Here is a 21,340-nt window from a genome sequence, read left to right on the forward strand (position 1 = left end):
CCACGCTCCGCTCGGACGGCGAATTCAGCCGCCCGCTCCGCGGCCCTCGATGGTCGAATGGGCCGTATGGTCAGCTGAACCAAGAAGCCCCGTCCCGCGCCGGGGGCCGGGCGAGAGTGCGGCCCATCAGCGGCGCGAGCACTCCGACGGCGCTGGCGATGTCCTCGATATCGGCGTCCACCAGCGCCTGGTCGCCGTCGCACAGCGCCCTCTTCGGCTCGGGATGCACATCGATCATCACCCCGTCCGCGCCGACCGCGAGGGCCGCCCGGGTCAGCGGCAGCACCAGCTCGCGCCGGCCGCCGGAGTGCGACGGGTCCACGATCACCGGGAGGTGGGACAGCCGCTGGGCGAGCGGCACCGCGCTGATGTCGAGGGTGTTGCGGGTCGCGGTCTCGAAGGTGCGGATGCCCCGCTCGCAGAGCACGATGTCCAGGTTGCCGCGCTGCGCGATGTACTCCGCCGCCATCAGCCACTCCTCGATCGTCGCCCCGAACCCCCGCTTGAGCAGCACCGGCCGGCCCGCCGCCCCTACGGCCTGCAGCAGCGCGAAGTTGTGCATATTGCGGGTGCCGACCTGGAGCATGTCCGCGTAGGAGGCGACCAGATCGACGCCGGCCGCGTCGATCACCTCGGTCACCACCGGCAGCCCGGTCTCGGCCCGTACGTCCGCGAGGACGCGCAGCCCGGCCTCGCCGAGCCCCTGGTAGGCGTACGGCGAGGTGCGCGGCTTGAACGCCCCGCCGCGCAGCAGCGACGCCCCGGCGGCCTTCGCCATGTGCGCCGCGGCCAGCGTCTGCTCCGGCGACTCGACCGCGCACGGGCCCGCGATCACCGTGAGGGTGTCCGGGCCGATCGGCACGCCGCCGACACTGATCACCGAGCGGGCCGCATGGTGCTCACGGCTGATCAGCTTGTACGGCACCGAGATCCGCACCGCGTCCAGCACACCGGCCCGGCTGCGCAGATTCAGCGCCTCGAACGCGTCCACGTCCCCGACGAGTCCGACGATCGTGCGCGTCACCCCGCGGCTGACGAAGGCGTCGCCGCCCGCCGAACGCACCAGATCGACGATTCCGTCGATTTCCTCCTGTGTGGCCTCCGGGGCCATCACCACCACCATGAGAGGTTCCTTCCGTCGCTGAGACTCCCGGGCCGCGAAGAGCCCTGGGAGCGGATGAAAGTCATTCGGCGCGCTTGTACGGGGAAATCCGTGCGTCTTCGCCGTCCGGCCCGGGGCGGACGAAAGGAATCCGGGTTGAACACGTGCGCGGCCATCGCCGGGAACACCGTGCTTTTCGTTCAACAGGTTACGAGCCCCGGGAGGGCCGCTCAACAATTCCATGCTCCTTCCCGTCCGGATTCCCGCGGACGGTAGACTGAACGGAAAGGACCGGGCCGGAGCGGCACCCCTCCGCGGTTCGGGCGCCATGTACTTCGTGCACCATGTACGGGCCGGGAAGAGGGGTTCTTCCGGCTTCTTCGCACGGTGCGGAGAACGACCTGATCATTTGATGCGCGCCACGGCGGCGCTGTCGCCGGGGAAAGTGAGCAACCCATGGCCATGGTGGGCCTGTTCTGGATCGCCGGCGGCGACGTGTACGTAGGCGCGAAGCCGTCGGGTCCGGGCCCCGGGGTCCGGCTGGCCCCCGAGGGCGTGATCGCCCTGGGCGACGAGCAGTCCGGTCTCTGCCTATGGGAGGACGTGCGTGCCCTGACGGTGGCGGACGTCCCCGTGAGATCCCTGATGCGGCGGGTCGGCGCGGTCAAGGACGTGGCACTGGAGACGGTGCTGAACCTGGCTCTGCCGAACGGTCCCGGCCGGGTGGACGAGGCCCCGCCGCTGATGACGGTGCGTGTGGAAACAGCCTCCGGCACCCGCGAGTCGGCCGTTTTCGCGGCCGCCGCCGTCGGCTATCCCCCGGCAGAGGTCGAACTCTCCCGCGTACTCCTGTCCCGTCTCACGGAGGGCGAGGCGACGAAGGGCACGACGCTGGCGGCGATGGCGGAGTGGGGCCGCGCGTGGGAGGGGAAGCCGCCGCGCGGTCCGGAGCGCGAGGCGCTGTTGCGGAAGTGGGCGGGCTGACGCGGACGCCCCAGACGGCTTCCTCCGTGGGGGCGGTACGTACGCAACGACCGGGACAGCGTCGCCGGTGCCGTCCCGGCGGAAGACGCCGCACCCGCCGACACGGGTCCCGAGGCCCGGGGGTACCGAGGCCCCGGCGCCCAGCCGAGTGGCATAAAGCGGCCTGGACGGTTCCGGCCCTCCGTTTCGCCTTCCCGGAACTCTCGGCCCCGGGTGACTATTGATCAAGGGGAACGGCGGTCCCGGCCAACCGACCACCAGGGCTCCCCTTCTCGAAAGGCCGATCGTCCTGACGACCTGACTATTTCCTGGGGAATTTCCATGCCGCTTTCCGCTCGGATTCCTGGAACCACCCGCACCGCACTGGTCATGCCGATGGAGCTCAGCGCGGCCGATACGGGCATGAACGCCACGTGCCGCCCTGGCGCCGGTCCGAGTGACGAAGTCGGCCCGGCCCCGGACCGCGAACCGACCGCATCCGCCGCATAGCCCGGCCGGCCGATTCGGTCGAGCCGCCTTATGCGTCTCATCATGGTCACGCTCGCGCCGCGCGGCCGGCATCCGGCGCACGAGCCGCCGGCCGCCGAGATCTCGGATGTGATGTGGGTGTTCGCCACTCCCGACGCCCAACTGGAGCACGTGAGCATCCGGTCCGGCGACCGCTTCATCCATCTCGGGTTCTACAGCCGGCTGGACAGCGCGGCAGCGGCCGCGGCGACCACGGCGATCTGCCGCAGGGCCCTGGCGTCGTCGCCCGTCCTGCGCGGCTGGGAGGTGGCCGCGCTCAGACAAGCGCCCGAGAATCCGGATCTCTGACCATCCGACCGCCGACCGCCTGTTTCTTCGCCCGCCGATTCCCCGCCCGCCCGTCGCACTGACCGACGACGGCCGGGGCCCGCCCCCGGCGCCCTTGACCACACCGGGTTCCGGCACGACGCTCTGTCCTGCCCGGAGGGTCTTCCCCCTCCCCGCGCGAATTCCGGCGCTCACCCCGGCGCTCACCCCGGCGTTCGCCCCGCCTATTTCACTCCGCCCCTCTTTCGACCCTCATCCCTTCCCGGCATCCCCATTGCCCGACGAATGGTTCTGTCATGACCTACGCACCCGATTTTGGCCTTGGCCATGTCGAGTTCCGCGTCGCCGACCTGGCGGCGGCCTCGACCGAGATGACCGACCTCTACGGCTTCCGCCCGGTTGCCCGAGCCGACGCACCGGACAGTGTTTCCCTGGCCCTTCAGCAGGGCCGGATCACCCTCGTACTCGCCCAGGCCCGTACGGAGAGCCATCCGGCGGCCGACTATGTCCGGGCGCACGGAGACGCCGTGTCGGATATCGCGTTCACCGTGCCCGATGTGCCGTCGGCGTACGCCGACGCCGTGGAGCGCGGGGCGGTTCCGGTCGCGTCGCCGTCCCGGCGCGCGGACGGCCGTACCACCGCGGTGATCGCGGGCTTCGGCGACGTGGTGCACACCCTCACCGAAGCGGGCCGGCCCGCGGTGCCGCCCGCCTTCACCGCGCTCCCGGACGTCGTCGGCGCAGCCGCTCCAGGCGCGACCGGTCCAATCGAACTCCTCGCGGACATCGACCACTTCGCGGTATGCCTGGAGTCCGGCGACCTCGACCGCACGGTGGAGTTCTACACCCGCGTACTCGGTTTCCGGATGACCTTCACCGAGGACATCAAGGTGGGAGCGCAGGCGATGGAGTCGAAGGTGGTCCAGAGCCCCTCCGGCGAGATCACCCTCACCCTGATCCAGCCGGTCGCCACCGCCGCGCCCGGCCAGATAAACCGCTTCGTCAAGGACCACGGCGGCCCCGGCGTGCAGCACCTCGCCTTCTCCACCGCGGACATCGTCGAGACGGTCGGCACGCTGAACGGGCGCGGCGTCGGCTTCCTGTCCGTCCCCGATTCCTACTACGCCATGCTGCCGGGCCGGCTCGACCTGGCCCGGCACACCACCGCTCGGCTGCGCGAGCGCAACGTGCTGGTGGACGAGGACCACGACGGCCAGCTGTTCCAGATCTTCACGCGCTCCACCCACCCGAGCAACACGCTGTTCTACGAGGTGATCGAGCGCTTCGGCGCCCGTACGTTCGGCAGCGGCAATATCAAGGCCCTGTACGAGGCGGTCGAGGCCGAGCGGCTGGCGTCGGAAGGTCCGGAGGAGTCCGCGGGAGGGTCCCGGTGAGCGGCCTGGAGCAGACCGCCGCGGCCGGTTCCGTGCCGCTGTCCGTCGCGGACTTCGAGGCCGTCGCCGAGCGGCTGCTGCCCCCCGAGGTCTGGGACTTCATCGCGGGCGGCAGCGGCGCCGAACTGACCCTCGCGGCCAACCGGGCGGCCCTGGACCGGATCGGGCTCGTACCCCGAGTACTGGCCGGGGCGGCCGGCTGTGACACCGAGACCGAGCTGCCCGGGGCTCCGACCGCCGCCCTGCCGGTCGCGGTCGCACCGATGGCGTATCAACAACTCGCGCACGCGGAAGGCGAGTTGGCTACGGCTCGGGCAGCCGCGGGGGCCGGAGTGCCGTTCGCCCTGTCCATGCTGAGCAGCCGGCCGATCGAGTCCGTCACCGCTCTCGGCGGTATCACCTGGTTCCAGCTGTACTGCCTGCGCGACCGCGGGGCCACGGCCGAGCTGGTGGTACGGGCCGAGGAAGCGGGCTGCGCGGCGCTCGTCGTGACCGTGGACGTGCCCCGGATGGGGCGGCGACTGCGGGACCTGCGCAACGGGTTCGCCCTGCCGACCGACGTGGCGGCCGCCAACCTGGACCCGGTGAGCGTTCAGGAGACCCATGACCGGCGGCCCGGTGTGTCCGCGGTGGCCGAGCACACGGCCAGTGCCTTCGCGGCCGGGCTGAGCTGGGACGACCTCACCACGCTGCGGGAGCGGACCCGGCTGCCGCTGATCGTGAAGGGGATCATGGACCCGCGGGACGCCGTGCTCGCCGCCGACCTCGGCGCGGACGCCGTGGTGGTCTCCAACCACGGGGGCCGCCAGCTCGACTCCGCCGTGGCCAGCGTGGAGATGCTGCCGGCGGTGCGCGAGGCGGTCCCGGACCGCTGCCGAGTGCTGCTGGACAGCGGCATCCGCGGCGGTACGGACGTGCTCAAGGCCCTGGTGCTGGGGGCGAGCGGCGTCCTGCTCGGCCGGCCCGCCCTGTGGGGGCTGGCCGCCGGGGGCGAGGCGGGTGTGCGCCGGGTCCTCGACCTGCTCGGCGTCGAACTGCGCTCCGCCCTGGAGCTCGCCGGCTGCGCCGACCTCGCCGCCGTCCGGCTGCTGACGGCGCGGGTGCCGGGCGGCCGTACGTCCGAAGGCGGTACCCGATGACGACCGTCGAACCCGCCGCGTCCGTCCGGCTCGACCCGGCGGATCTGCACGCCTCGCTCCGCGATCCGGCGATGCTGTCGATGAACTTCCTCAACGAGGTGGCGAACCGGTTCCCGGACGCGATCTCCTTCGCGCCCGGCCGGCCCTGCGAGGACACCTTCGACCTCGCCGACCTGCACCGCTACCTCGACGCCTACGCCGGCTATCTGACCGAAACGAAGGGGTACGACCGGACGCGGATCCACCGGGAGCTGTTCCAGTACGGGCGCACCAAGGGCATCGTCCACGAGCTCATCGCGCGGCAGCTCGCCGTGGACGAGGGAATCACCGTGGACCCGGAGGCCGTCCTGGTCACCGTCGGAGCCCAGGAGGCGCTCTGGCTGGTGCTGCGCGCCCTGCGGGCCACGGACCGCGACGTGGTGCTGGCCGTGGCGCCCACCTACGTCGGACTGACCGGCGCCGCGCGGCTGCTGGACTTCCCCGTCCATCCGGTCGGCGAGGGCCCGGACGGTGTGGACCTGGACGACCTGACCGCCCGGATCGCGGCCGCCCGAGCCGAAGGACTGCGGCCCCGGGCGCTGTACCTCGTGCCCGACTTCTCCAATCCGAGCGGCCTCAGCATGACCGTACGCAGCCGCCGGCGGCTGCTGGAGATCGCGGCCGAAGAGGACCTGCTCCTGCTGGAGGACAATCCGTACGGGTTCTTCCAGGCGGTGGAGGGCGAACGGCCGCCGACCCTGAAGGCGCTCGACACCGGGCAGCACGTGGTCTATCTCGGGTCGCTGGCGAAGACCTGCTTCCCCGGCGCGCGGGTGGGTTTCGCCGTGGCGGACCAGCGGATCGCTGGGCCGGACGGCGGGCTGCTGGCCGACGAGCTGTCGAAGGCGAAGAGCATGCTCACGGTGAACACGCCGCCGGTGAGCCAGGCTCTGGTGGGTGGCATGCTGCTGGAGCACGAAGGCAGTCTGCTGCGGGCCAACCAGCGGCAGATCGGCATCTACCGGCGCAACCTCGACTGCCTGCTGCGCGGGTTGAGCACACGCCTCGGCGGCCTGGACGGCGTCCGCTGGAACACCCCCGCCGGCGGTTTCTTCGTGGGGGTGACGGTGCCGTTCCCGGTCACCGACGAGCTGCTCGACATCGCGGCGAACCAGCACGGAGTGCTGTTCACGCCGATGCGGCACTTCCATGACAGCGATGTGGCGGCGCATCAGATGCGGCTGTCGTGCAGCTATCTGTCGACGGACCAGATCGAGACGGGGCTCGACCGGCTGACGAAGTTGATCACCGAAAGGATCTGACGGCCGGCCTCCGTCCGGGACCCCGACCCGACATGCCCCGTACGCCCGCCGCGCGGCCGACCCGGCTCGTAGCGGGCGTACGGGGAAGGGCCGGGGCGTCAGAGCCAGCCGTGCTGTGCGGCCTTGACGCCCGCTTCGAAGCGGCTGCGCGCGCCCAGGCGTTCCATGATCGAAGCCATCATGCGGCGAGAGGTGCGGGGCGAGATGAAGAGCTGAGCGGCCGCGGACTCGTCGGTGTGCCCTTGCGCGATGAGCAGGAGCAGTTCCCGCTCCTGCTCCAGCAGCCCCGCCCGGCCGGCCGCACGGTCCGCGCCCAGCGGGGTGGCGACGTCCCAGACGCACTCGAAGAGCGCGACCAGTGAGGCGATCACTCCCGGTCTGGTGAGGCAGAGCGCGCCCTTGCGGGGGACGGCGGGGTCGATGGACAGCAGGGCGACCGAGCCGTCCACGAGGACCATGCCCGGCGGCAGGCTCGCCGACGTACGGAACTCGCCGCCGCGGCCGGTGAGCCAGCGGGCGTAGTCCAGAGCGGCCGGGTCCCGGCGGATGGTGTCCGGGCCGATGGTGCGGACGGCTATCCCGCGCCGGAGAACCGATTCGTCATTGCGGCGCGCGGCCGCCAGTGACGACGGCGACTGGGCGTCGCCCGACATGAACGTCACCACGGTGCGGGAGGCGTTGCACGAGAGCTGTTCGATCCGCCGCCGCACGGCTCGGAGTCCGTCGAGGCGCTCGGTGCCGTCCCCGTCGCCGTCACCGGCGCGGTCGCGGACGGTCCGGTCGTGAACGGTCCGGTCGTGGACGGGCCGCCGCCCGTTCTCGGCCAGCATGCGGGTGATCATCTGCTGGCTGTCGGCGATCCGCTGCTGCCGCTCCAGCAGCTCGTGCCGCTCCCTGGCGAGCAGTTCCTGGAGGCCGACGATGGGATCGACGGCGAAGAGCTGGCCGGGGTTGTCGTAGGACTCCCTGAGCAGCCTGTAGTCGAAGAGCACGTCCAGAGCGGCTCGAATGTCGTCGCTGGACAGCGAGAGGCGGGCGGCGAGTTCTTCGACGGACAGCTCCTGGTGGTCGAGCATGGCCCGGTAGACGGTTTCGGTGATCCCCTGCACGCCGAGAAACGGAAGCAACGTACGACTCCTTGGACAGCCGGCGGCTTCCGCCACGGGGCGCGCACGCGGCGTCCCGACCCGGCCCGCGCGACGGCCCCGCGGCCACCGCCGTCATTGCGGACACGCGGGTACGGCTCGATGCTCTTCTCTTCTTCGCCCGAGGAACGCGCCCTCCCGCGCCCTCCCCGTGAAAGCCCGAGGCTAACGGGCGGCACGAAGATCGGCTATGGCCCCTGCCGCTCGGCTCGCGACGCGCCGTTGTCAGTGCCCACGACTACGCTCGCTTTTCAGTCGTCATCGGTATGGCACGAGCCGATGACGGGGTGGTGAGCCATCGCCGCCGCGCGTCCGCGCCCACGATCGGGCTCCAGGGTCCTCAAGAGGAGATCTGCCATGAGCAGCGGCGACAGCAGCACGCACGAGGGATTCACAGCCGAAGAGCGGGCCGCGATGAAGGACCACGCCAAAGAGCTGAAGAAGGCTACCCGCCGCGGCTCCCGCGCGGACAAGGCTGCCGAGGCGAAGCGGGACGTACTCGCGAAGATCGCCGAGATGCAGGACTCGGACCGCGTCATGGCCGAGCGCGTCCACGCCATCGTCACGGCCGGCGCCCCCGAGCTCGCCCCGAAGCTCTGGTACGGAATGCCCGCCTACGCGCTCGACGACAAGGTCGTCTGCTTCTTCCAGAGCGCGGCCAAGTTCAAGGCGCGCTACGCGACGCTCGGCTTCAGCGACCTGGCGAAGCTCGACGAGGGCACGATGTGGCCGAGCGCCTTCGCCCTGACCGAGGTGACGGACGAGGCGGAAGCGCGCATCAGCGCCCTCGTGAAGCAGGCGGTGGGCTAAGGCTCCTGCTCGACGGCCCCAGGCCAGGGGCCCGCCGGCCTCTGCCGAGCGGCGGCGGGCGCCCAGTCCCTACGGGCGGTCCTCGCCGACCCCGTGCTGGCGGCCGTCAGCCGGTCCGAGGCCGCACTTGAGTGCCGTGGCGCAGGGTCAGTGACATCAGGTCGGTCGGCTCGTCCAGTTCGATGCGGTGCCAGCGGCCGCGCGGCACGATGAGGCAGGTACGAGGGGTCAGGCGGGTCATCTCCTCGGCGTCTCCCGAGCGCTCCGGCAGCAGGTAGAGGCGCATGCCGCCGGACAGACAGCAGACCACCTCTTCGGCCGCCGGGTGCATCTCCCAGTGATCGGAGTGGACATCCTGATCGGTCTCGGCTCGGAAGGCGGCCAGTTGCCAGGCGTCGGGATCCCCGGCCGTCCGGGGCTCCGCATCGGTGACCGTTCCGCTTTTGTGGAAGTGGATCGCGCGGGCGAACATGTCGATCGGTAAGGCGGTCATCGTCGTTCCTTTCAGTGGGGGCCGTCAGGCCGGTTCGACGGGGCCGTCGGGCCGGTTCGTCGGTGCCGTCAGGCCGGTCGGTGTGCCGTCGATTCACCGCGCCGTCGTTCCGTTGGGGTGCAGGCGCCTTCCGCGCACGGAATTGTCGCCAGGCTCTACGGGAGGAAGCGAACGCCGGTGAATTTCTCGGACAGCTCCCACAGCCGACGGGCGGTGCCGGTGTCCCGGATGGCGCGCTCCCGGTCGCGCCGGACGGGCTCGCCTCGTAGCTGGAGCGGGCCGTCGGGCACGATGTACGTTCCGCCCGGCAGGTCGGCGACGGTCGCCGCGTACAGGGAGGTCTTGGCGCCTTCAGGGGTGGGGCGGAAAGCGACGCGGATCAGCAGTCGGGCCAACGCTCCATAGAGTCGGCCCCGGTTGCTGTTGGCACCGCCGGTGAGCACGTTGGTGCGGGTGAGCCCGGGCGCGACGGCCATGCTGCGCAGCCTCAGGCTGGCGGCGTCGGCGCGGCGTTGCAGTTCGGTGGCGAAGTAGAGATTGGCGCGCTTGGACTGCACGTAGGCGAAGGCGGCGCGATATCGGCGTTCGGCGTTGAGGTTGCCCAGGTCGAAGCGGGCGAACCGCTGGCCTTCGCTGCTGACGGTGACCACTCGCGGTTCGGGCGAGGCACGCAGGTGAGGCAGCATCAGCCCGGTCAGGGCGAAAGCGCCCAGGTGGTTGATCCCGAACTGCGACTCGAAGCCGTCAGCGGTCCGGGCGAACGGCACCATCGCCACACCGGCGTTGTTGACCAGCAGATCGAGCCGGTCATGGTCCCAGCCGGCGGCGAAGGCTCGGATGGAGGCGAGGTCGGCCAGGTCGAGGCGGCGCACCTCGGCCCGCGCGCCGGGCACCTCGGCGAGCAGGCGGTCCAGGGCGGCCCGCCCCCTCTCGGGACTGCGGCAGGCGAGCACGACGTGGGCTCCCCGGCGGGCGAGCGCCTCCGCGGTGACCTGGCCAATGCCGCTGTTGGCCCCGGTCACCACCGCCAGGCGGCCGGATTGGTCGGGGATGGAATCGAAGGTCCAAGTGCGTGGAGCACGAGACATGGCCTTCCCTCTCCTGGTCAAGGGCGTCCTAGGTGTTCTGTCCATGGAGGTTGGTGACAGTCAAGAACCTGCGTATCGCTACTTCTAGTTGCGATACGCTGGAGCCTGACACGGCATCACCCGCTAGCGCAACTAGGAGTTGCAATGGAGTTGGCGTCCTCCGACCCCGTACGTCCGGTCGGGCGCGGTCGCAAAGCGCAGGCGGCGGTGCGCGCCGCCACCCTCGCCGAACTGCTGGACCGGGGGTACGCCGACCTGACGGTCGAGGGCGTGGCCCAGCGGGCCGGGGTGCACAAGACGACGGTCTACCGGCGCTGGAAGAACCGCGAGAGCCTGGTCGTCGACGCGCTGGCCGAGCACTTCGCCACCGACATCCCCATCCCGGACACCGGCTCCGTGGAGGGTGACCTGCGCGCGCTCGCGCAGGCGCTCGTACAGAGCATGACGAGCCCGGTGGGCAGGGCGGTGCAGACCGCGATGCTCTCCGACGCCGGCCGGCTGCCGGAGATCGCCGAGGCTCGGCGGGGGGTCCTCGCCGACCGGTTCCGGCGGGCCGAACCGGTGGTCGCGCGCGCCGTCGAGCGGGGCGAACTCCCGGCGGACACCGACCCGGCCGCGCTGTTCAGGACGCTGGCCGCACCGGTCTACTTCCGCTTGCTGATCAGCGCCGATCAGGTCGCCGAGGGCGCGGAGAACGCGGAGGACGCGGAGGGTGTCGCCGACGAGACCGTGCGGGTCGCTCTCGCCGCCGCCCGCGCCGGCGCACTGGCCCGGGCCCGGCCCGTAACAGACGGCGAACAGGCATGAACGGCGGCGCGCCCGCCCCCTGCTCCGCGCGGCGCGCGCTTCATCGATGACGGGCCGGTCGGGCAGCGGCCGCAGGTGGGCCGAAGGCCGGTGCGGGCTTCGGCGATAACCTGTGGGCATGGTCGAACTGGAGACCCGGGAGCTTGAGTACTTCATCGCGGTCGCCGAGGAGCTGCACTTCGGTCGTGCCGCGGTGCGGCTGTCGATCGCGCAGCCGGCGTTGTCGAAGGCGGTTCGACGGATCGAGACGCGGCTCGGGGTGCAGTTGCTCGTACGGTCGAGCCGTCATGTCTCGCTCACCCCGGCCGGTGAGGCGTTGCTGCGGCACGGCCGGCACGCGGTGAACGCGGTGAGTGCCGCGGTGCAGAGCGCGCGGCGGGCCGGTGACGCCGAGGCTCATCTGCGGCTGGTGATCAAGCCCGGGGGCGATGCCCATCTGCTGTCCGGGATGCTCGCCGAGTACGCCCGGCGGCCCGACGCGCGCCGGGTGGACATTCTGTTCAGCGGCGGCACCGATCGTGTGGACCATCTGCGCGACGGGAGAGCGGATGTGGCCCTGCTGTACGTGCCGTTCGACGACCTTGAGGGGCTGGCGCACGAGACGCTGTACGTCGAGGGGCGCGTCGCGATTCTCCCCGCCGGCCACCGGTTGGCCTCGCGTACCGAGCTGCGGATGGCCGATCTCGACGGCGAGACGATGCCGCGCTGGAAGGGCGTTCCCGACGACGGGACCGGGCCGGAGGTCGTGGACGTGACGCAGATGGCGCACCTGATCAGCGTCGGGCGCATGATCGCGGTCCTGCCCCGCTCGCTCATCGAACCCGTTCCCCCGGGGCTCGTCTGCGTCCCGGTGACCGACGGGGGCGACAGCCGGATCGCCATCGCGTGGCCCGAGCTCGACCGCCGCCCCCTCGTCGCCTCCTTCGTGGACGCGGCGGTGGCCGCGAGCCCCTCGGCCGCGACCGGAACCGCTGTCTGACCAGCCTGATCAGCCCTCGCCTGACGCGCCGAAGGCGTCCAGCGCCTCCAGCACATGCCGGCCCGTCGTCCCGGTCCCAAGGTGGCCCGCGTCCTCGACGGTGATCAGCCGTGCGTCAGGCCACGCCCGGGCGAGTTCCCACGCCGTCTGAAGGGGTCCGCCCATGTCGAGGCGGCCGTGGATCAGGACGCCCGGAATCCCGGCCAGCCGGCCGGCGTCGCGCAGCAAGGCGCCCTCCTCCAGCCACGCGCCGTGGGAGAAGTAGTGGGAGCAGATACGGACCAGGGCGAGGCGAGCGGCCGGGGGACGGTCGCCGTACGGGTTGGCGGCTCCGTTCGTCTCGCCCGACAGAACCGCGTCCTCCCAGGCGCACCAGTCAGCCGTGGCCTTGTTCCGTACGGCGGCGTCGGGGTGCTCCATCAGGCGCGCGTACGCGCCGACGATGTCACCGTCGCGCGGGGTGCCGGGAGCTCCGGCGAGGAAGCGTTCCCACTGTTCGGGGAAGAAGCGGCTCACGCCCCGGTAGAGCCAGTCGGTCTCGGAGCGCCGGGTGGTGGTGACGCTCGCGATGACGATCTCCGAGACGCGCCGGGGGTGCTGCTCCGCGTAGGCCAGGAGGAGGGTGGAGCCCCACGAGCCGCCGTGGAGCAGCCAGCGGTCGATGCCCAGGTGTTCCCGCAGCCGTTCCATGTCGGCGATCAGGTGCCAGGTGGTGTTGTGCCGCAGGTCGGTCGCGGGGTCGGCGGCGTGCGGGGTGCTGCGGCCGCAGCCGCGCTGGTCGAAGAGGACCACGCGGTACCGGTCCGGGTCGAAGAACCGGCGCACGCCGGTGCCGCATCCCGAGCCGGGCCCGCCGTGGACGACGAGCGCGGGCTTGCCGGCCGGGTTGCCGCAGACCTCCCAGTACACGGAGTTGCCGTCGCCGACGTCGAGCATCCCCGTCTCGTACGGCTCGATCGGCGGATACAGCTCGTTCAAAGGGGGCCTCCCGGCGGCTCTATGCGGGGGGGCGGACGACACAGGCCGTCCGCCCCCCGCTCAACAGTGGGACCACCGTAAAGCCGGTCGGCCGGCCTCGGCCCCTCAGCCGATGAGCCGCTCCCGCTCCCCCGCTTCCGAGGCCACCGCCGCCGCTGTCAGCGCCATCGCCGCGGCTCCGTCGATGACGGCGCGGTCCGCCTCGCCGCCGACGCAGTGTGCGGCGAACTCCTTCTGGTGGTTCACCGCGGGCAGCGAACCGATGCCGAGGTAGGGGTGGATGGCGGGCAGGACGCGCGACACGTTGCCCATGTCGGTGGAGGCGCGGTTCATCCGGGCGGCGGGGGTGCCTTCGTCGAAGCGGCGGCCCAGCTCCCGGGCCGTGCGCCGGTAGACGGCGAGCAGTCCCGCGTCGTTGCGGAACTCCGAGTACGGGGGGCTCTCCGGCTCGATCTCCAGCTCGCACCCCGTCGCCAGCGCGCCCGCCTCGAAGCAGCGCTCGACGCGCGGGCGCAGCCCGTCGAGGTGCTCCAGGGTTCCCGCCCGTACGTACCAGCGGCCCTCCGTCAGCTCCGGGATGGCGTTGGGCGCCTCGCCGCCGCGCGTCATCATGCCGTGCACCCGGGTGCCGCCCGGCAGTTGCTGGCGCAGCAGGCCGATCGCGACCTGGGCGAGGGTGAAGGCGTCGGCCGCGTTGCGGCCCTGCTCCGGGTAGGCGGCGGCGTGCGCGGCCTTGCCGTGGTAGCGGACCTTGAGATGGGCGACGGCGAACGGGTCCGCCTCCGCCACGTCGACGGGCCCGGGGTGGACCATCATCGCCGCGTGCACCCCGTCGAAGGCGCCGCGCTCCAGCATCAGGATCTTCCCGCCGCCGCCCTCCTCCGCCGGGGTGCCGAAGACCGTGACCGTCAGGCCCAGTTCGTCGGCGAACGGGGCGAGCCCCGCCGCCGCGCCGACCGCCGCCGCGGCGATGATGTTGTGGCCGCAGGCGTGGCCGAGGCCGGGCAGCGCGTCGTACTCGGCGCAGATCCCGATGTGCAGCGGCCCGGTTCCGGCGGTCGCGGTGAAGGCGGTGGGCAGCCCGGCCGTGCCGGTCCGGACGGTGTAGCCGAGGTCGTCGAGGGCACTCGCCGTCCAGCGGGCCGCCTTCTCCTCCTCCCAGGCCACCTCCGGGTGCGCGTGGACGCGGTGGCTGAGGGCCAGCACGTCATCGGCCGCCGCCGCGACGGCACGGCGGATGCCGCTCGTACGCCCCCCGGTGCTGTCCGTCATCACGCGTCCCCCGGCACGCCGAACGAAGGCGCCTCGCCGGGAGCGAGCGCGCGCTGGACGTACGGCTGTTCCTGCGGCTCCCAGATCTTCCACAGTGCGGCCAGTTCGGCGATCGGGTCGCCGTCGGTCCAGTCGACGCGGAGGTCTGTCACCGGCCACGGGACGTCGCCGGCGACGAGCAGCCCGGCCGAGCGCACCGGTCCCTGCTCGCCGCCCGCCGCGGCGCCCGCGCCGAGCGCGTCGACGAGGCGCCTGGCGAGCGGGGCGGCCGGGTCGGCGGTGAAGGCGTCGAGGACGGCGTGCGGTACGCCGGGGTCCGCGAGGAGGTTTCCGGCGGCGACCGCGTCGGGGCCGACGGCCTCCGCGTGCCGGCCCAGGGTGTGCGCCCCGGAGTACGCGGCGCCCGGCCCGTCGGCTCCGACGGCGGTCAACTGCCGGTAGGGGATGTGCGGGCGGTGCGCCTCGGCGTGCGTGGTCCCGCGGATCGCGGAGGCGGCGGACGCGCCGCCCGCCAGCAGGTCGAGCAGGTGGGCGCCGAGCCGCGGATCGGTGATGTTCTGCGAGCAGACGGCGCCCACGCCCGCCCGGACGTACGCGCAGCGGGCGGCGACGGCGGGGGACGAGGAGGTGACGGCGACCCCGAACTGTCCGGTGCGTGCGCAGCGCGCGGCGATCGAGAAGGTCATGCTCCCTCCCCCTCCCGTACGGCCGCGGCCCGCACGGCGGCCGCTTCGGCGCGGCGCTCCGCCGGGATCACGGCCGTGGCGTCGATCTCGACGAGCCATTCGGGCCGGGCGAGCGCGGAGACGACGAGGCCGGTGGAGACGTAGTGGACGCCCTTGAGGCGGCGGCCCATGACGCGGTAGACGGGTTCGCGGAACCGGATGTCCGTCAGGTAGACGGTGATTTTGACGATCTCGTCGAGGCGGCTGCCGCACTCCTCCAGCAGCATCGCGATGTTGGCCATCGCCTGCTCGGCCTGGGCCGCCACGTCGCCGACCCCGACGTTCTCGCGCGTATCGAGGTCCTGGCCGATCTGGCCGCGCAGATAGACGGTGCCCTCGGCGACGACGGCTTGCGCGAGGTCGTTGGAGAGGTCCTGTTCGGGGTAGGTGGCGGCGGTGTCGAAGGGGCGGATGCGGTCGTGGACGGTCACTTGGCGGCCTTCCTTCCCAGCGAGCCGAGCACGTTGTCGGAGAGCCCGGCCGCGTCCTTGACCAGGTCGAGCGGCCCGTCCCAGCCGAAGTTGCGGTAGACGGCGCCGAGGTGGGCGAACGGCGGCGACTGCGCGAAGAGCTGGAAGGTGAGCCGGTGGCCCGCGTAGTCGGAGTTCAGCAGGTCGCGGGCGTACGCGAGGAGTTTGCGGCGGTCCTCGGCGACCCAGTGCTCGTTGACCGAGTAGAACTTCTCCAGCCACGGCCCGGTCTCGGGGTCCTCGAAGGACGCCTTGTCCGGGGTGATGCAGATCTGGCCGCCGCACAGTTCGCGGGCGATGTGCATCATCTCGTGGAGCTGCGAGCAGGCCAGCACGCGGCCGGTGTAGAGGAGTGACTGATTGGGCATCAGCAGCCCGCCGGGGCTGGGCTCCGCCATGGCTACGGCGGCGGTGAGGTGCGCGTTGATGCCCTCGCGGTAGCAGGCGAGTGTGGCCAGCTTCTCCTGTACGGCCTGCTGCTTCTCCAGACCGGTCTGCTTCACGTTCCACAGCGCGGCGCCGATCATCAGGTCGGCGAGGCGCAGGTTGCGCTGGGTGAAGGCGTAGGCGCTGTAGCGGTGCAGGGTGGCGCGGATGAAGGTGGCGGCCTTGGTGTCGCGGTAGAAGAGGATGTTCTCCCAGGGGATTTCGACGTCGTCGAAGACGACCAGGGTGTCGACCTCGTCGAAGCGGTTGGAGACGGGGTAGTCGTCGACGGGCTTGGCGCCGCCGGCGAAGCCGGTGCGGCAGATGTACTTGAGCCCGGGGGCGCCCATGTCGAGCATGAACCCGAGGGCGTAGTCGGAGAGTTCGGAGTCGCCCCAGTTGGCGATGGTCGGCTTGGCGAACGCCTGGTTGGAGTAGGCGGCGGCCGTCTCGTACTTGGCTCCCCGCACGACGATGCCGCGATCCGTCTCGCGGACGGCGTGCAGCAGCATGTCGGGGTCCTGGTCCTGGGGGCGCTTGGAGCGGTCGCCCTTGGGATCGGTGTTGGCGGAGACGTGGAACGGGTCGCCGAAGCAGGCGAGGTCGATGTGGCGCTTGACGTTCTCGGCGTAGGCCGGGTTGATCTGGTTGAGGACGTCCTGGCCGTCGATGAGGGACCACACCTCGCCGATGGTCTCGTCGCCGACGCGGGTGACGACGCCGCCCGCGTCGGTGAGCACCGCGTCGGTGGCGGCCCGCTTGTCCTCCCAGTCCTGGCGGGTACGGGGCGGCTTCTGCTGTACAGCGTTGAGTTCGCCGCTCTCCTCGTCCTTGTAGGTCATGACGCCGCTGGTGGCCGGGTCGTGTGCCATGTCGTAGATCCGGGCCCGGATGTCGACGAGCGGCTTGAAGGCGGGGTGCGTGGGCACGTCCTCGATCTTCTCGCCGTTCATCCAGACCTCGCGGCCGTCGCGGATCGACTCCCGGTACTGCTCTCCGGTGCGGATCATCTCCGTACTCCTTGTCCTGGGCTCTCAGAAGGGGGCGGCGGGGTCGGCTGAGGCGGACGCCGTCAGGGGGTGGCTGCGTAGAAGGGGTGGGCTGCGGCGCCGTCAGAGGGGGCGGTGCGTGCCGTACGTACGGGCGTGGTGCACCAACGGGCGGGCGTCCGGGGAGACTGCGGCGGCGGTGACGGCGCCGAAGAGGACGCGGTGCGTACCGGAGACGACGGCGTCGCCGAGCCGGCAGTCGAAGACGGCGGCGGCGCCGCGCAGCAGCGGTGAGCCGGTGCCGAGGGTGTCCCAGTCGGCGCAGTCGAAGTCGTACGGCGTGCCGGCGGTGGGCCGGCCCGCGAAGACGTCGGAGACGTGGGCCTGTTCGGCGCTCAGGACGCTGACGGCGAAGTGGCCGTTGCGGGCGGCGGCTTCGGCGAGCGGGCTGCGTTCGTTGACGCAGACGAGCAGCGACGGCGGGTCCGCGGTGACGGAGCACATGGCGCTCACGGTCTGGGCGAAGCGGCCGGCGGGTCCTTCGGTGGCGACTACGGTGACGCCGGTCGCGGCATTGCCCATGGCCGCGATGAAGTCCTGCCGTGGGGTGATGAGTCGGTCCGGGGCGATGCTCATGGTCGGCCTCCCTCGGTGCGGTGGAGCGGGCTCGATGGGGGTGGAGCGGGCTCGGTGCGGTGGAGCGAGCAAGCGCTGCGGGCCCGCCGTGCGGGCTTGGCGGGCTCGGCTGACGACCACTATGGGCGGACCGGGTAATTCCGTAAAGCAGATCTTTTTTCTCAACTGCATCTGATGAACAGATGCAGCAAGTCGGCGACCCCTTCGGCTCACCCGCGAAGGGTCTCCCGGCAGGTCGCGGCGAACGCCTGCGCGCGGCCCGTCAGACGGACGCCGCGGAGCTTGGCCAGGACGACGGGAAGGGCCGGCAACTGGTCGGCGATGGGCAGGCAGACGACGCGGGAGCCGCCGTACGTGCCGTCGTGCGCGGGCCGCTGGTTGAGCAGCGACCAGCCGTATCCGGCGGCGACCATGGAGCGCACGGTCTCGTAGTTCGTGGTGCGGTGGCTGATCTTCGGCCGCACCCCGGCCTTGGCCGCCGCGGACTGGAAGTAGTCGCGGCTGACCGGCAGGTCGAGCAGGACCATGGGCTCGCCGCCGAGGTCGGCGAGTCTGACCCGGCGGCTGCCCGCGAGCCGGTGCCCCTCGTGGACGAGCGCGTACGGGGGCGCCATGGCCAGTACCTCGTGCTCGATGTCCGCGTCCAGTTCGAGGTCGTACAGCAGCCCCAGTTCGCACTGTCCGGTGCGCAGCAGCCCTTGGACGGCGGGGGTGTCGCCCTCGTGCACGTCGACGCGGACGGCGGGGTGGCGTTCGGCGAACCCCCGCAGCAGGCGCGGCAGGTAGAAGGGGGCGAAGGTCTGGAAGCAGCCGACGGCCAGGTCGCCGACGAGTTCCGAACCGAGGCTGCGCGCCGATTCGGCCAGTTCGTCGGCGTGTGTGAGGAAGCCGCGCAGCTCGTGCTGGAAGCGCTCGCCCGCCGCCGTCAGCTCCAGCCCCTTGGCGTGCCTGCGGATGAGGAGCTGGACGCCGAGTTCGCGTTCGAGGTGGGTCACGGCGGTGGAGACGGCGGACTGCGAGACGTTGATGCGCTGGGCCGCGGCGGTCATGGATCCGAGCTCGGCGGCGGCGAGGAAGTAGCGCAGCTGGACGAGGGTGAAGTTGGTGTCGTGGGGCATGCCCGGATTTTTACATCTGGAAATCCGATGCAACCCCCGTGAAAACAATGTTTGACCGGGGATTTGGAATCTTCGAGACTTCCGAACCACCCGACCTACCCGCGCTGCCCACCCGCACCGCCCCCCTCAGCACCCGCGCCGCCGGCACCCCCTCGGCCGCACCACGCATCGACAGCACCCCCACGGCCCGCACCGCCCACCCGCAGTACCGCACCGCTCTTCGCCCCTCACGTTCTAGGGAGTCCGCATGTCCGGTCCCGGAGGATCCGCACCCGACACCCCCGCCGCGGCCGAGGCGCCCGCCGTGCCGGACGCGCCCGCCACGGTGGAGCAGCACACGATCGACCACATTCCCGACGACGAGCGCCACGGGCGGGTCAGAGACCTGTTCACCATGTGGTTCGGGACGAACATCGCCCCGTTGCCGCTGGTCACGGGCGCCATGGGGGTGCAGGTCTTCCACCAGTCGTTCTGGTCCAGCGTGCTGGCGATCCTCGTGGGCCAGCTCGTCGGCGGCGTCTTCATGGCACTGCACTCGGCCCAGGGTCCGCAGCTCGGCGTGCCGCAGATGATCCAGAGCCGGGCGCAGTTCGGGGTGATCGGGGCGCTGGTGATCGTGGTCGTCGCGGCGGCCATGTACGTCGGCTTCTTCGCGTCGAACATCGTGCTGGCCGGGAAGTCCCTGCACGGTCTCGCGCCCGCCGTCCCCGTCAACGGCGGCATCGTGCTGGGCGCGCTGGGCTCGGCGGTGATCTGCTGGGTCGGCTACCGCCTGATCCACACCCTGAACAAGATCGCGACCTGGGTGCTGGGCCTCGGGATAGCCGTCGGCATCGCGGTCGTGGCCTTCCGCGGCCTGCCGGACGACTTCTTCACCCGGGGCGGCTTCACCTTCGCGGGCTGGCTGGCGACGGTGTCGCTGAGCGCGCTGTGGCAGCTCGCGTTCGCCCCGTACGTATCGGACTACTCACGCTATCTGCCGCGTACCGTCCGCACTCCCGCGACGTTCTGGGCGACGTACTGCGGCTCGTGTCTCGGCTCGACGCTGTCCTTCCTGGCGGGCACGGTGATCGCGCTCGCCGCGCCGGGCGCCGACGACACGGTCGCGGGCTTCGACAGCGCGGCGGGCGCGTTCGGGCCCGTCGTGCTGATCCTCTTCCTCTTCAGCGTCATCAACCACAACGCCCTCAACCTCTACGGCGCCGTGCTCTCCCTCATCACGATCGGCCAGACCTTCCGCGCCCACTGGACCCCGCGCCGCACCGCCCGCGGGGTGGTCTCCGGAACGGTTCTGGTCGCCGCGCTGCTGGTCGCGGTCGGCGTGTCCGACGACTTCGTCTCGCGGTTCGTGAACCTGGTGAGCGTCCTGCTGATCGTGCTGATCCCGTGGACCGCGATCAACCTCATCGACTTCTATCTCGTGCACCGGGACCGGTACGCGATGACGGACTTCTTCGCCGCCGACGGAGGCCGCTACGGCCGCTTCAACCGCACGGCGCTCTCGTCGTACGTCCTCGGCATCGTCGTCCAGCTCCCCTTCGTCTCCACCGACCTCTTCACGGGCCCCCTGGTCGCCCCATTGGGCGGCGCGGATCTCTCCTGGCTGATCGGCCTGGTGGTGACGGCCCCGGTGTACTACTTCTGGGCCCGCCCGCGCACGGCGGAGCCGGAGCCTGCGGTGCGGGTCGCCCAGGAGGAGCCGGTGCGCACGGCGCCGACCGCCTGACGGCGTTCCGCCGCCCGCGGGCGCGCCGGACCGGTCGGATCAATCGTACTAAGGTGCGACGTGCGACAGGTTCGAGGAGACGCGTGGAACAGCGGGTGCGCATACACAAGGTCCGGCTGGGCGGCGGCGAGGTTCGGGTGATCCGGCCGGCCCCGTCCCCGGCGCGGCTGGCGCTGCGCGACGACGGCCATTGGCTGTCGATGTACGCCGACCGGGAGGGCGCCGCCCAGCTCGCCGGCGCGTGGGCGCTGGCCGCCCGGTCCGCCCGTTCCCTGATCCATCTGCCGATACGGGCCAACCCCGCCCCCGACGGCGCGGTCGGCGACGGGGAGCCGGTCGCGCTGGACCTCGTCCTGCTCCACCACAGCCTGCAGTTTCCGGCCGCGGCGTGGAAACGGGTCCGGGCCCGGCTCGGCGACGGCGAACCTCACACCGCGACCACCCCCGACCGTGACGTCCCCGACGAGAGCGCCGTCGACCACCGGCGGCGGCAGTACCGGACCTACCGAGACCATCTCGGCTTCGACATCGCCGCGCACACCCTCTTCGTCGTGGGCAGCTCCACCGCCTTCCGCGAGCACGGCACCGCGCTGCGCGGCCTCGTCGACCAGGCCCCGTCATACCGGCACCGCCACCCGGACGCGGGGCACTTCTGCGTCGAGTTCACCCCCGGCCCATGGTCACGGTCGCGGACCCGCCGGCACGTACCCGGCCTGCTGCACATCGAGTACTGCCACGCCTGGTGAACGCGGCATCCTTTACCGCACCGCCGCCTCGGCAGGCCGCTCGCCAACGGCCCCGGCACCGGTGCCGTTTCCGCGAGTCGGCCGGTTCGGGCCCTTGCCTCACGGCGGGCTGTGCGGGCCGCAACCAGGCGGGCGGACGGGGCGTCTGCTTCTCCGAGGCGCCCGGGGGCATGAGACGTACGGCCGAACGGGTACGGCGACAGCGACAGCGACAGCG

At 71.7% G+C, this 21,340-nt stretch carries 21 protein-coding genes; 10 read left to right on the top strand and 11 right to left on the bottom strand.

Annotated elements, in window-relative coordinates:
• Positions 1-70: 70 nt before the first annotated feature.
• A complete protein-coding gene (gene aroF, locus AB0I22_RS28485) occupies positions 71-1,123 on the bottom strand; it encodes a 3-deoxy-7-phosphoheptulonate synthase (RefSeq protein ID WP_363133805.1) in 1,053 nt (350 codons plus the stop codon).
• A 435-nt stretch (positions 1,124-1,558) separates the two neighbouring features.
• Between aroF and AB0I22_RS28490 the strand changes: the two genes are divergently transcribed.
• From AB0I22_RS28490 to AB0I22_RS28510, 5 genes are all read left to right on the top strand, one after another.
• Positions 1,559-2,086: a hypothetical protein gene (locus AB0I22_RS28490; protein ID WP_363133806.1), complete on the top strand. Its 528-nt coding sequence runs from the start codon at positions 1,559-1,561 to the stop codon at positions 2,084-2,086.
• A gap of 531 nt (positions 2,087-2,617) precedes the next feature.
• Positions 2,618-2,902: a hypothetical protein gene (locus tag AB0I22_RS28495; RefSeq protein WP_363133807.1), complete on the top strand. Its 285-nt coding sequence runs from the start codon at positions 2,618-2,620 to the stop codon at positions 2,900-2,902.
• A 275-nt stretch (positions 2,903-3,177) separates the two neighbouring features.
• On the top strand, positions 3,178-4,275 hold the full coding sequence (hppD, locus tag AB0I22_RS28500) for a 4-hydroxyphenylpyruvate dioxygenase (protein WP_363133808.1): 1,098 nt from the start codon (positions 3,178-3,180) through the stop codon (positions 4,273-4,275).
• 5 nt (positions 4,276-4,280) lie between these two features.
• A complete protein-coding gene (locus AB0I22_RS28505; RefSeq protein WP_363133862.1) occupies positions 4,281-5,414 on the top strand; it encodes an alpha-hydroxy acid oxidase in 1,134 nt (377 codons plus the stop codon).
• A complete protein-coding gene (locus tag AB0I22_RS28510; protein ID WP_363133809.1) occupies positions 5,411-6,715 on the top strand; it encodes a PLP-dependent aminotransferase family protein in 1,305 nt (434 codons plus the stop codon). Before AB0I22_RS28505 ends, AB0I22_RS28510 begins: the two co-directional genes overlap by 4 nt.
• Positions 6,716-6,813: 98 nt before the next feature.
• On the opposite strand, the gene AB0I22_RS28515 is transcribed toward AB0I22_RS28510, so the two are convergent.
• Positions 6,814-7,842, bottom strand: a complete 1,029-nt coding sequence (locus AB0I22_RS28515) for a helix-turn-helix transcriptional regulator (RefSeq protein WP_363133810.1) — start codon at positions 7,840-7,842, stop codon at positions 6,814-6,816.
• A gap of 375 nt (positions 7,843-8,217) precedes the next feature.
• On the opposite strand from AB0I22_RS28515, the gene AB0I22_RS28520 reads away from it, so the two are divergent.
• On the top strand, positions 8,218-8,670 hold the full coding sequence (locus AB0I22_RS28520; RefSeq protein ID WP_363133811.1) for a DUF1801 domain-containing protein: 453 nt from the start codon (positions 8,218-8,220) through the stop codon (positions 8,668-8,670).
• Positions 8,671-8,776: 106 nt separating this feature from the next.
• On the opposite strand, the gene AB0I22_RS28525 is transcribed toward AB0I22_RS28520, so the two are convergent.
• Positions 8,777-9,163 carry a cupin gene (locus AB0I22_RS28525; RefSeq protein ID WP_363133812.1) on the bottom strand — a complete coding sequence of 129 codons (387 nt, stop codon included), beginning with the start codon at positions 9,161-9,163 and terminating at the stop codon, positions 8,777-8,779.
• Positions 9,164-9,318: 155 nt separating this feature from the next.
• Positions 9,319-10,251 carry an oxidoreductase gene (locus AB0I22_RS28530; protein ID WP_363133813.1) on the bottom strand — a complete coding sequence of 311 codons (933 nt, stop codon included), beginning with the start codon at positions 10,249-10,251 and terminating at the stop codon, positions 9,319-9,321.
• A 144-nt stretch (positions 10,252-10,395) separates the two neighbouring features.
• On the opposite strand from AB0I22_RS28530, the gene AB0I22_RS28535 reads away from it, so the two are divergent.
• A complete protein-coding gene (locus tag AB0I22_RS28535; RefSeq protein WP_363133814.1) occupies positions 10,396-11,058 on the top strand; it encodes a TetR/AcrR family transcriptional regulator in 663 nt (220 codons plus the stop codon).
• Between the two features lie 118 nt (positions 11,059-11,176).
• Complete coding sequence (locus tag AB0I22_RS28540; protein WP_363133815.1) at positions 11,177-12,037, top strand: LysR family transcriptional regulator; 861 nt, start codon at positions 11,177-11,179, stop codon at positions 12,035-12,037.
• Positions 12,038-12,046: 9 nt separating this feature from the next.
• On the opposite strand, the gene pip is transcribed toward AB0I22_RS28540, so the two are convergent.
• The 7 genes from pip to AB0I22_RS28575 form a co-directional block, all read right to left on the bottom strand.
• Positions 12,047-12,973, bottom strand: a complete 927-nt coding sequence (gene pip, locus AB0I22_RS28545) for a prolyl aminopeptidase (RefSeq protein WP_363133863.1) — start codon at positions 12,971-12,973, stop codon at positions 12,047-12,049.
• A 147-nt stretch (positions 12,974-13,120) separates the two neighbouring features.
• The gene (locus AB0I22_RS28550; RefSeq protein WP_363133816.1) at positions 13,121-14,287 is read right to left on the bottom strand and encodes a M20 family metallopeptidase; all 1,167 of its coding nucleotides are present in this window, start codon (positions 14,285-14,287) and stop codon (positions 13,121-13,123) included.
• Positions 14,287-14,973 (bottom strand): DUF1028 domain-containing protein, encoded by a 687-nt coding sequence (locus AB0I22_RS28555; protein ID WP_363133817.1) that lies wholly within the window; start codon positions 14,971-14,973, stop codon positions 14,287-14,289. Before AB0I22_RS28555 ends, AB0I22_RS28550 begins: the two co-directional genes overlap by 1 nt.
• Positions 14,970-15,443 carry a RidA family protein gene (locus AB0I22_RS28560; protein WP_363133818.1) on the bottom strand — a complete coding sequence of 158 codons (474 nt, stop codon included), beginning with the start codon at positions 15,441-15,443 and terminating at the stop codon, positions 14,970-14,972. The genes AB0I22_RS28555 and AB0I22_RS28560 overlap by 4 nt, the downstream gene beginning before the upstream one ends.
• On the bottom strand, positions 15,440-16,918 hold the full coding sequence (locus AB0I22_RS28565) for a 4-hydroxyphenylacetate 3-hydroxylase family protein (protein ID WP_363133819.1): 1,479 nt from the start codon (positions 16,916-16,918) through the stop codon (positions 15,440-15,442). The genes AB0I22_RS28560 and AB0I22_RS28565 overlap by 4 nt, the downstream gene beginning before the upstream one ends.
• A 102-nt stretch (positions 16,919-17,020) precedes the next feature.
• Positions 17,021-17,533, bottom strand: a complete 513-nt coding sequence (locus AB0I22_RS28570) for a flavin reductase family protein (protein ID WP_363133821.1) — start codon at positions 17,531-17,533, stop codon at positions 17,021-17,023.
• Positions 17,534-17,742: 209 nt separating this feature from the next.
• Positions 17,743-18,651 (bottom strand): LysR family transcriptional regulator, encoded by a 909-nt coding sequence (locus AB0I22_RS28575; protein ID WP_363133822.1) that lies wholly within the window; start codon positions 18,649-18,651, stop codon positions 17,743-17,745.
• A 247-nt stretch (positions 18,652-18,898) separates the two neighbouring features.
• On the opposite strand from AB0I22_RS28575, the gene AB0I22_RS28580 reads away from it, so the two are divergent.
• Together AB0I22_RS28580 and AB0I22_RS28585 are read left to right on the top strand one after the other, a co-directional pair.
• Positions 18,899-20,377 carry a cytosine permease gene (locus tag AB0I22_RS28580; RefSeq protein WP_363133823.1) on the top strand — a complete coding sequence of 493 codons (1,479 nt, stop codon included), beginning with the start codon at positions 18,899-18,901 and terminating at the stop codon, positions 20,375-20,377.
• Positions 20,378-20,460: 83 nt separating this feature from the next.
• On the top strand, positions 20,461-21,123 hold the full coding sequence (locus AB0I22_RS28585) for a hypothetical protein (protein WP_363133824.1): 663 nt from the start codon (positions 20,461-20,463) through the stop codon (positions 21,121-21,123).
• The last annotated feature ends 217 nt before the right edge of the window (positions 21,124-21,340 follow it).

Source organism: Streptomyces sp. NPDC050610, assembly GCF_040654875.1.
Classification (GTDB): Bacteria; Actinomycetota; Actinomycetes; order Streptomycetales; family Streptomycetaceae; genus Streptomyces.

Coding starts and splice junctions, on each gene's coding strand:
- aroF (WP_363133805.1), bottom strand. CDS start 1,123: ATGGTGGTGGTGATGGCCCCGGAGGCCACACAGGAGGAAATCGACGGA.
- AB0I22_RS28570 (WP_363133821.1), bottom strand. CDS start 17,533: ATGAGCATCGCCCCGGACCGACTCATCACCCCACGGCAGGACTTCATC.
- AB0I22_RS28555 (WP_363133817.1), bottom strand. CDS start 14,973: ATGACCTTCTCGATCGCCGCGCGCTGCGCACGCACCGGACAGTTCGGG.
- AB0I22_RS28575 (WP_363133822.1), bottom strand. CDS start 18,651: ATGCCCCACGACACCAACTTCACCCTCGTCCAGCTGCGCTACTTCCTC.
- AB0I22_RS28550 (WP_363133816.1), bottom strand. CDS start 14,287: ATGACGGACAGCACCGGGGGGCGTACGAGCGGCATCCGCCGTGCCGTC.
- AB0I22_RS28535 (WP_363133814.1), top strand. CDS start 10,396: ATGGAGTTGGCGTCCTCCGACCCCGTACGTCCGGTCGGGCGCGGTCGC.
- hppD (WP_363133808.1), top strand. CDS start 3,178: ATGACCTACGCACCCGATTTTGGCCTTGGCCATGTCGAGTTCCGCGTC.
- AB0I22_RS28520 (WP_363133811.1), top strand. CDS start 8,218: ATGAGCAGCGGCGACAGCAGCACGCACGAGGGATTCACAGCCGAAGAG.
- AB0I22_RS28510 (WP_363133809.1), top strand. CDS start 5,411: ATGACGACCGTCGAACCCGCCGCGTCCGTCCGGCTCGACCCGGCGGAT.
- AB0I22_RS28565 (WP_363133819.1), bottom strand. CDS start 16,918: ATGATCCGCACCGGAGAGCAGTACCGGGAGTCGATCCGCGACGGCCGC.
- AB0I22_RS28525 (WP_363133812.1), bottom strand. CDS start 9,163: ATGACCGCCTTACCGATCGACATGTTCGCCCGCGCGATCCACTTCCAC.
- AB0I22_RS28540 (WP_363133815.1), top strand. CDS start 11,177: ATGGTCGAACTGGAGACCCGGGAGCTTGAGTACTTCATCGCGGTCGCC.
- pip (WP_363133863.1), bottom strand. CDS start 12,973: ATGCTCGACGTCGGCGACGGCAACTCCGTGTACTGGGAGGTCTGCGGC.
- AB0I22_RS28530 (WP_363133813.1), bottom strand. CDS start 10,251: ATGTCTCGTGCTCCACGCACTTGGACCTTCGATTCCATCCCCGACCAA.
- AB0I22_RS28490 (WP_363133806.1), top strand. CDS start 1,559: ATGGCCATGGTGGGCCTGTTCTGGATCGCCGGCGGCGACGTGTACGTA.
- AB0I22_RS28580 (WP_363133823.1), top strand. CDS start 18,899: ATGTCCGGTCCCGGAGGATCCGCACCCGACACCCCCGCCGCGGCCGAG.
- AB0I22_RS28495 (WP_363133807.1), top strand. CDS start 2,618: ATGGTCACGCTCGCGCCGCGCGGCCGGCATCCGGCGCACGAGCCGCCG.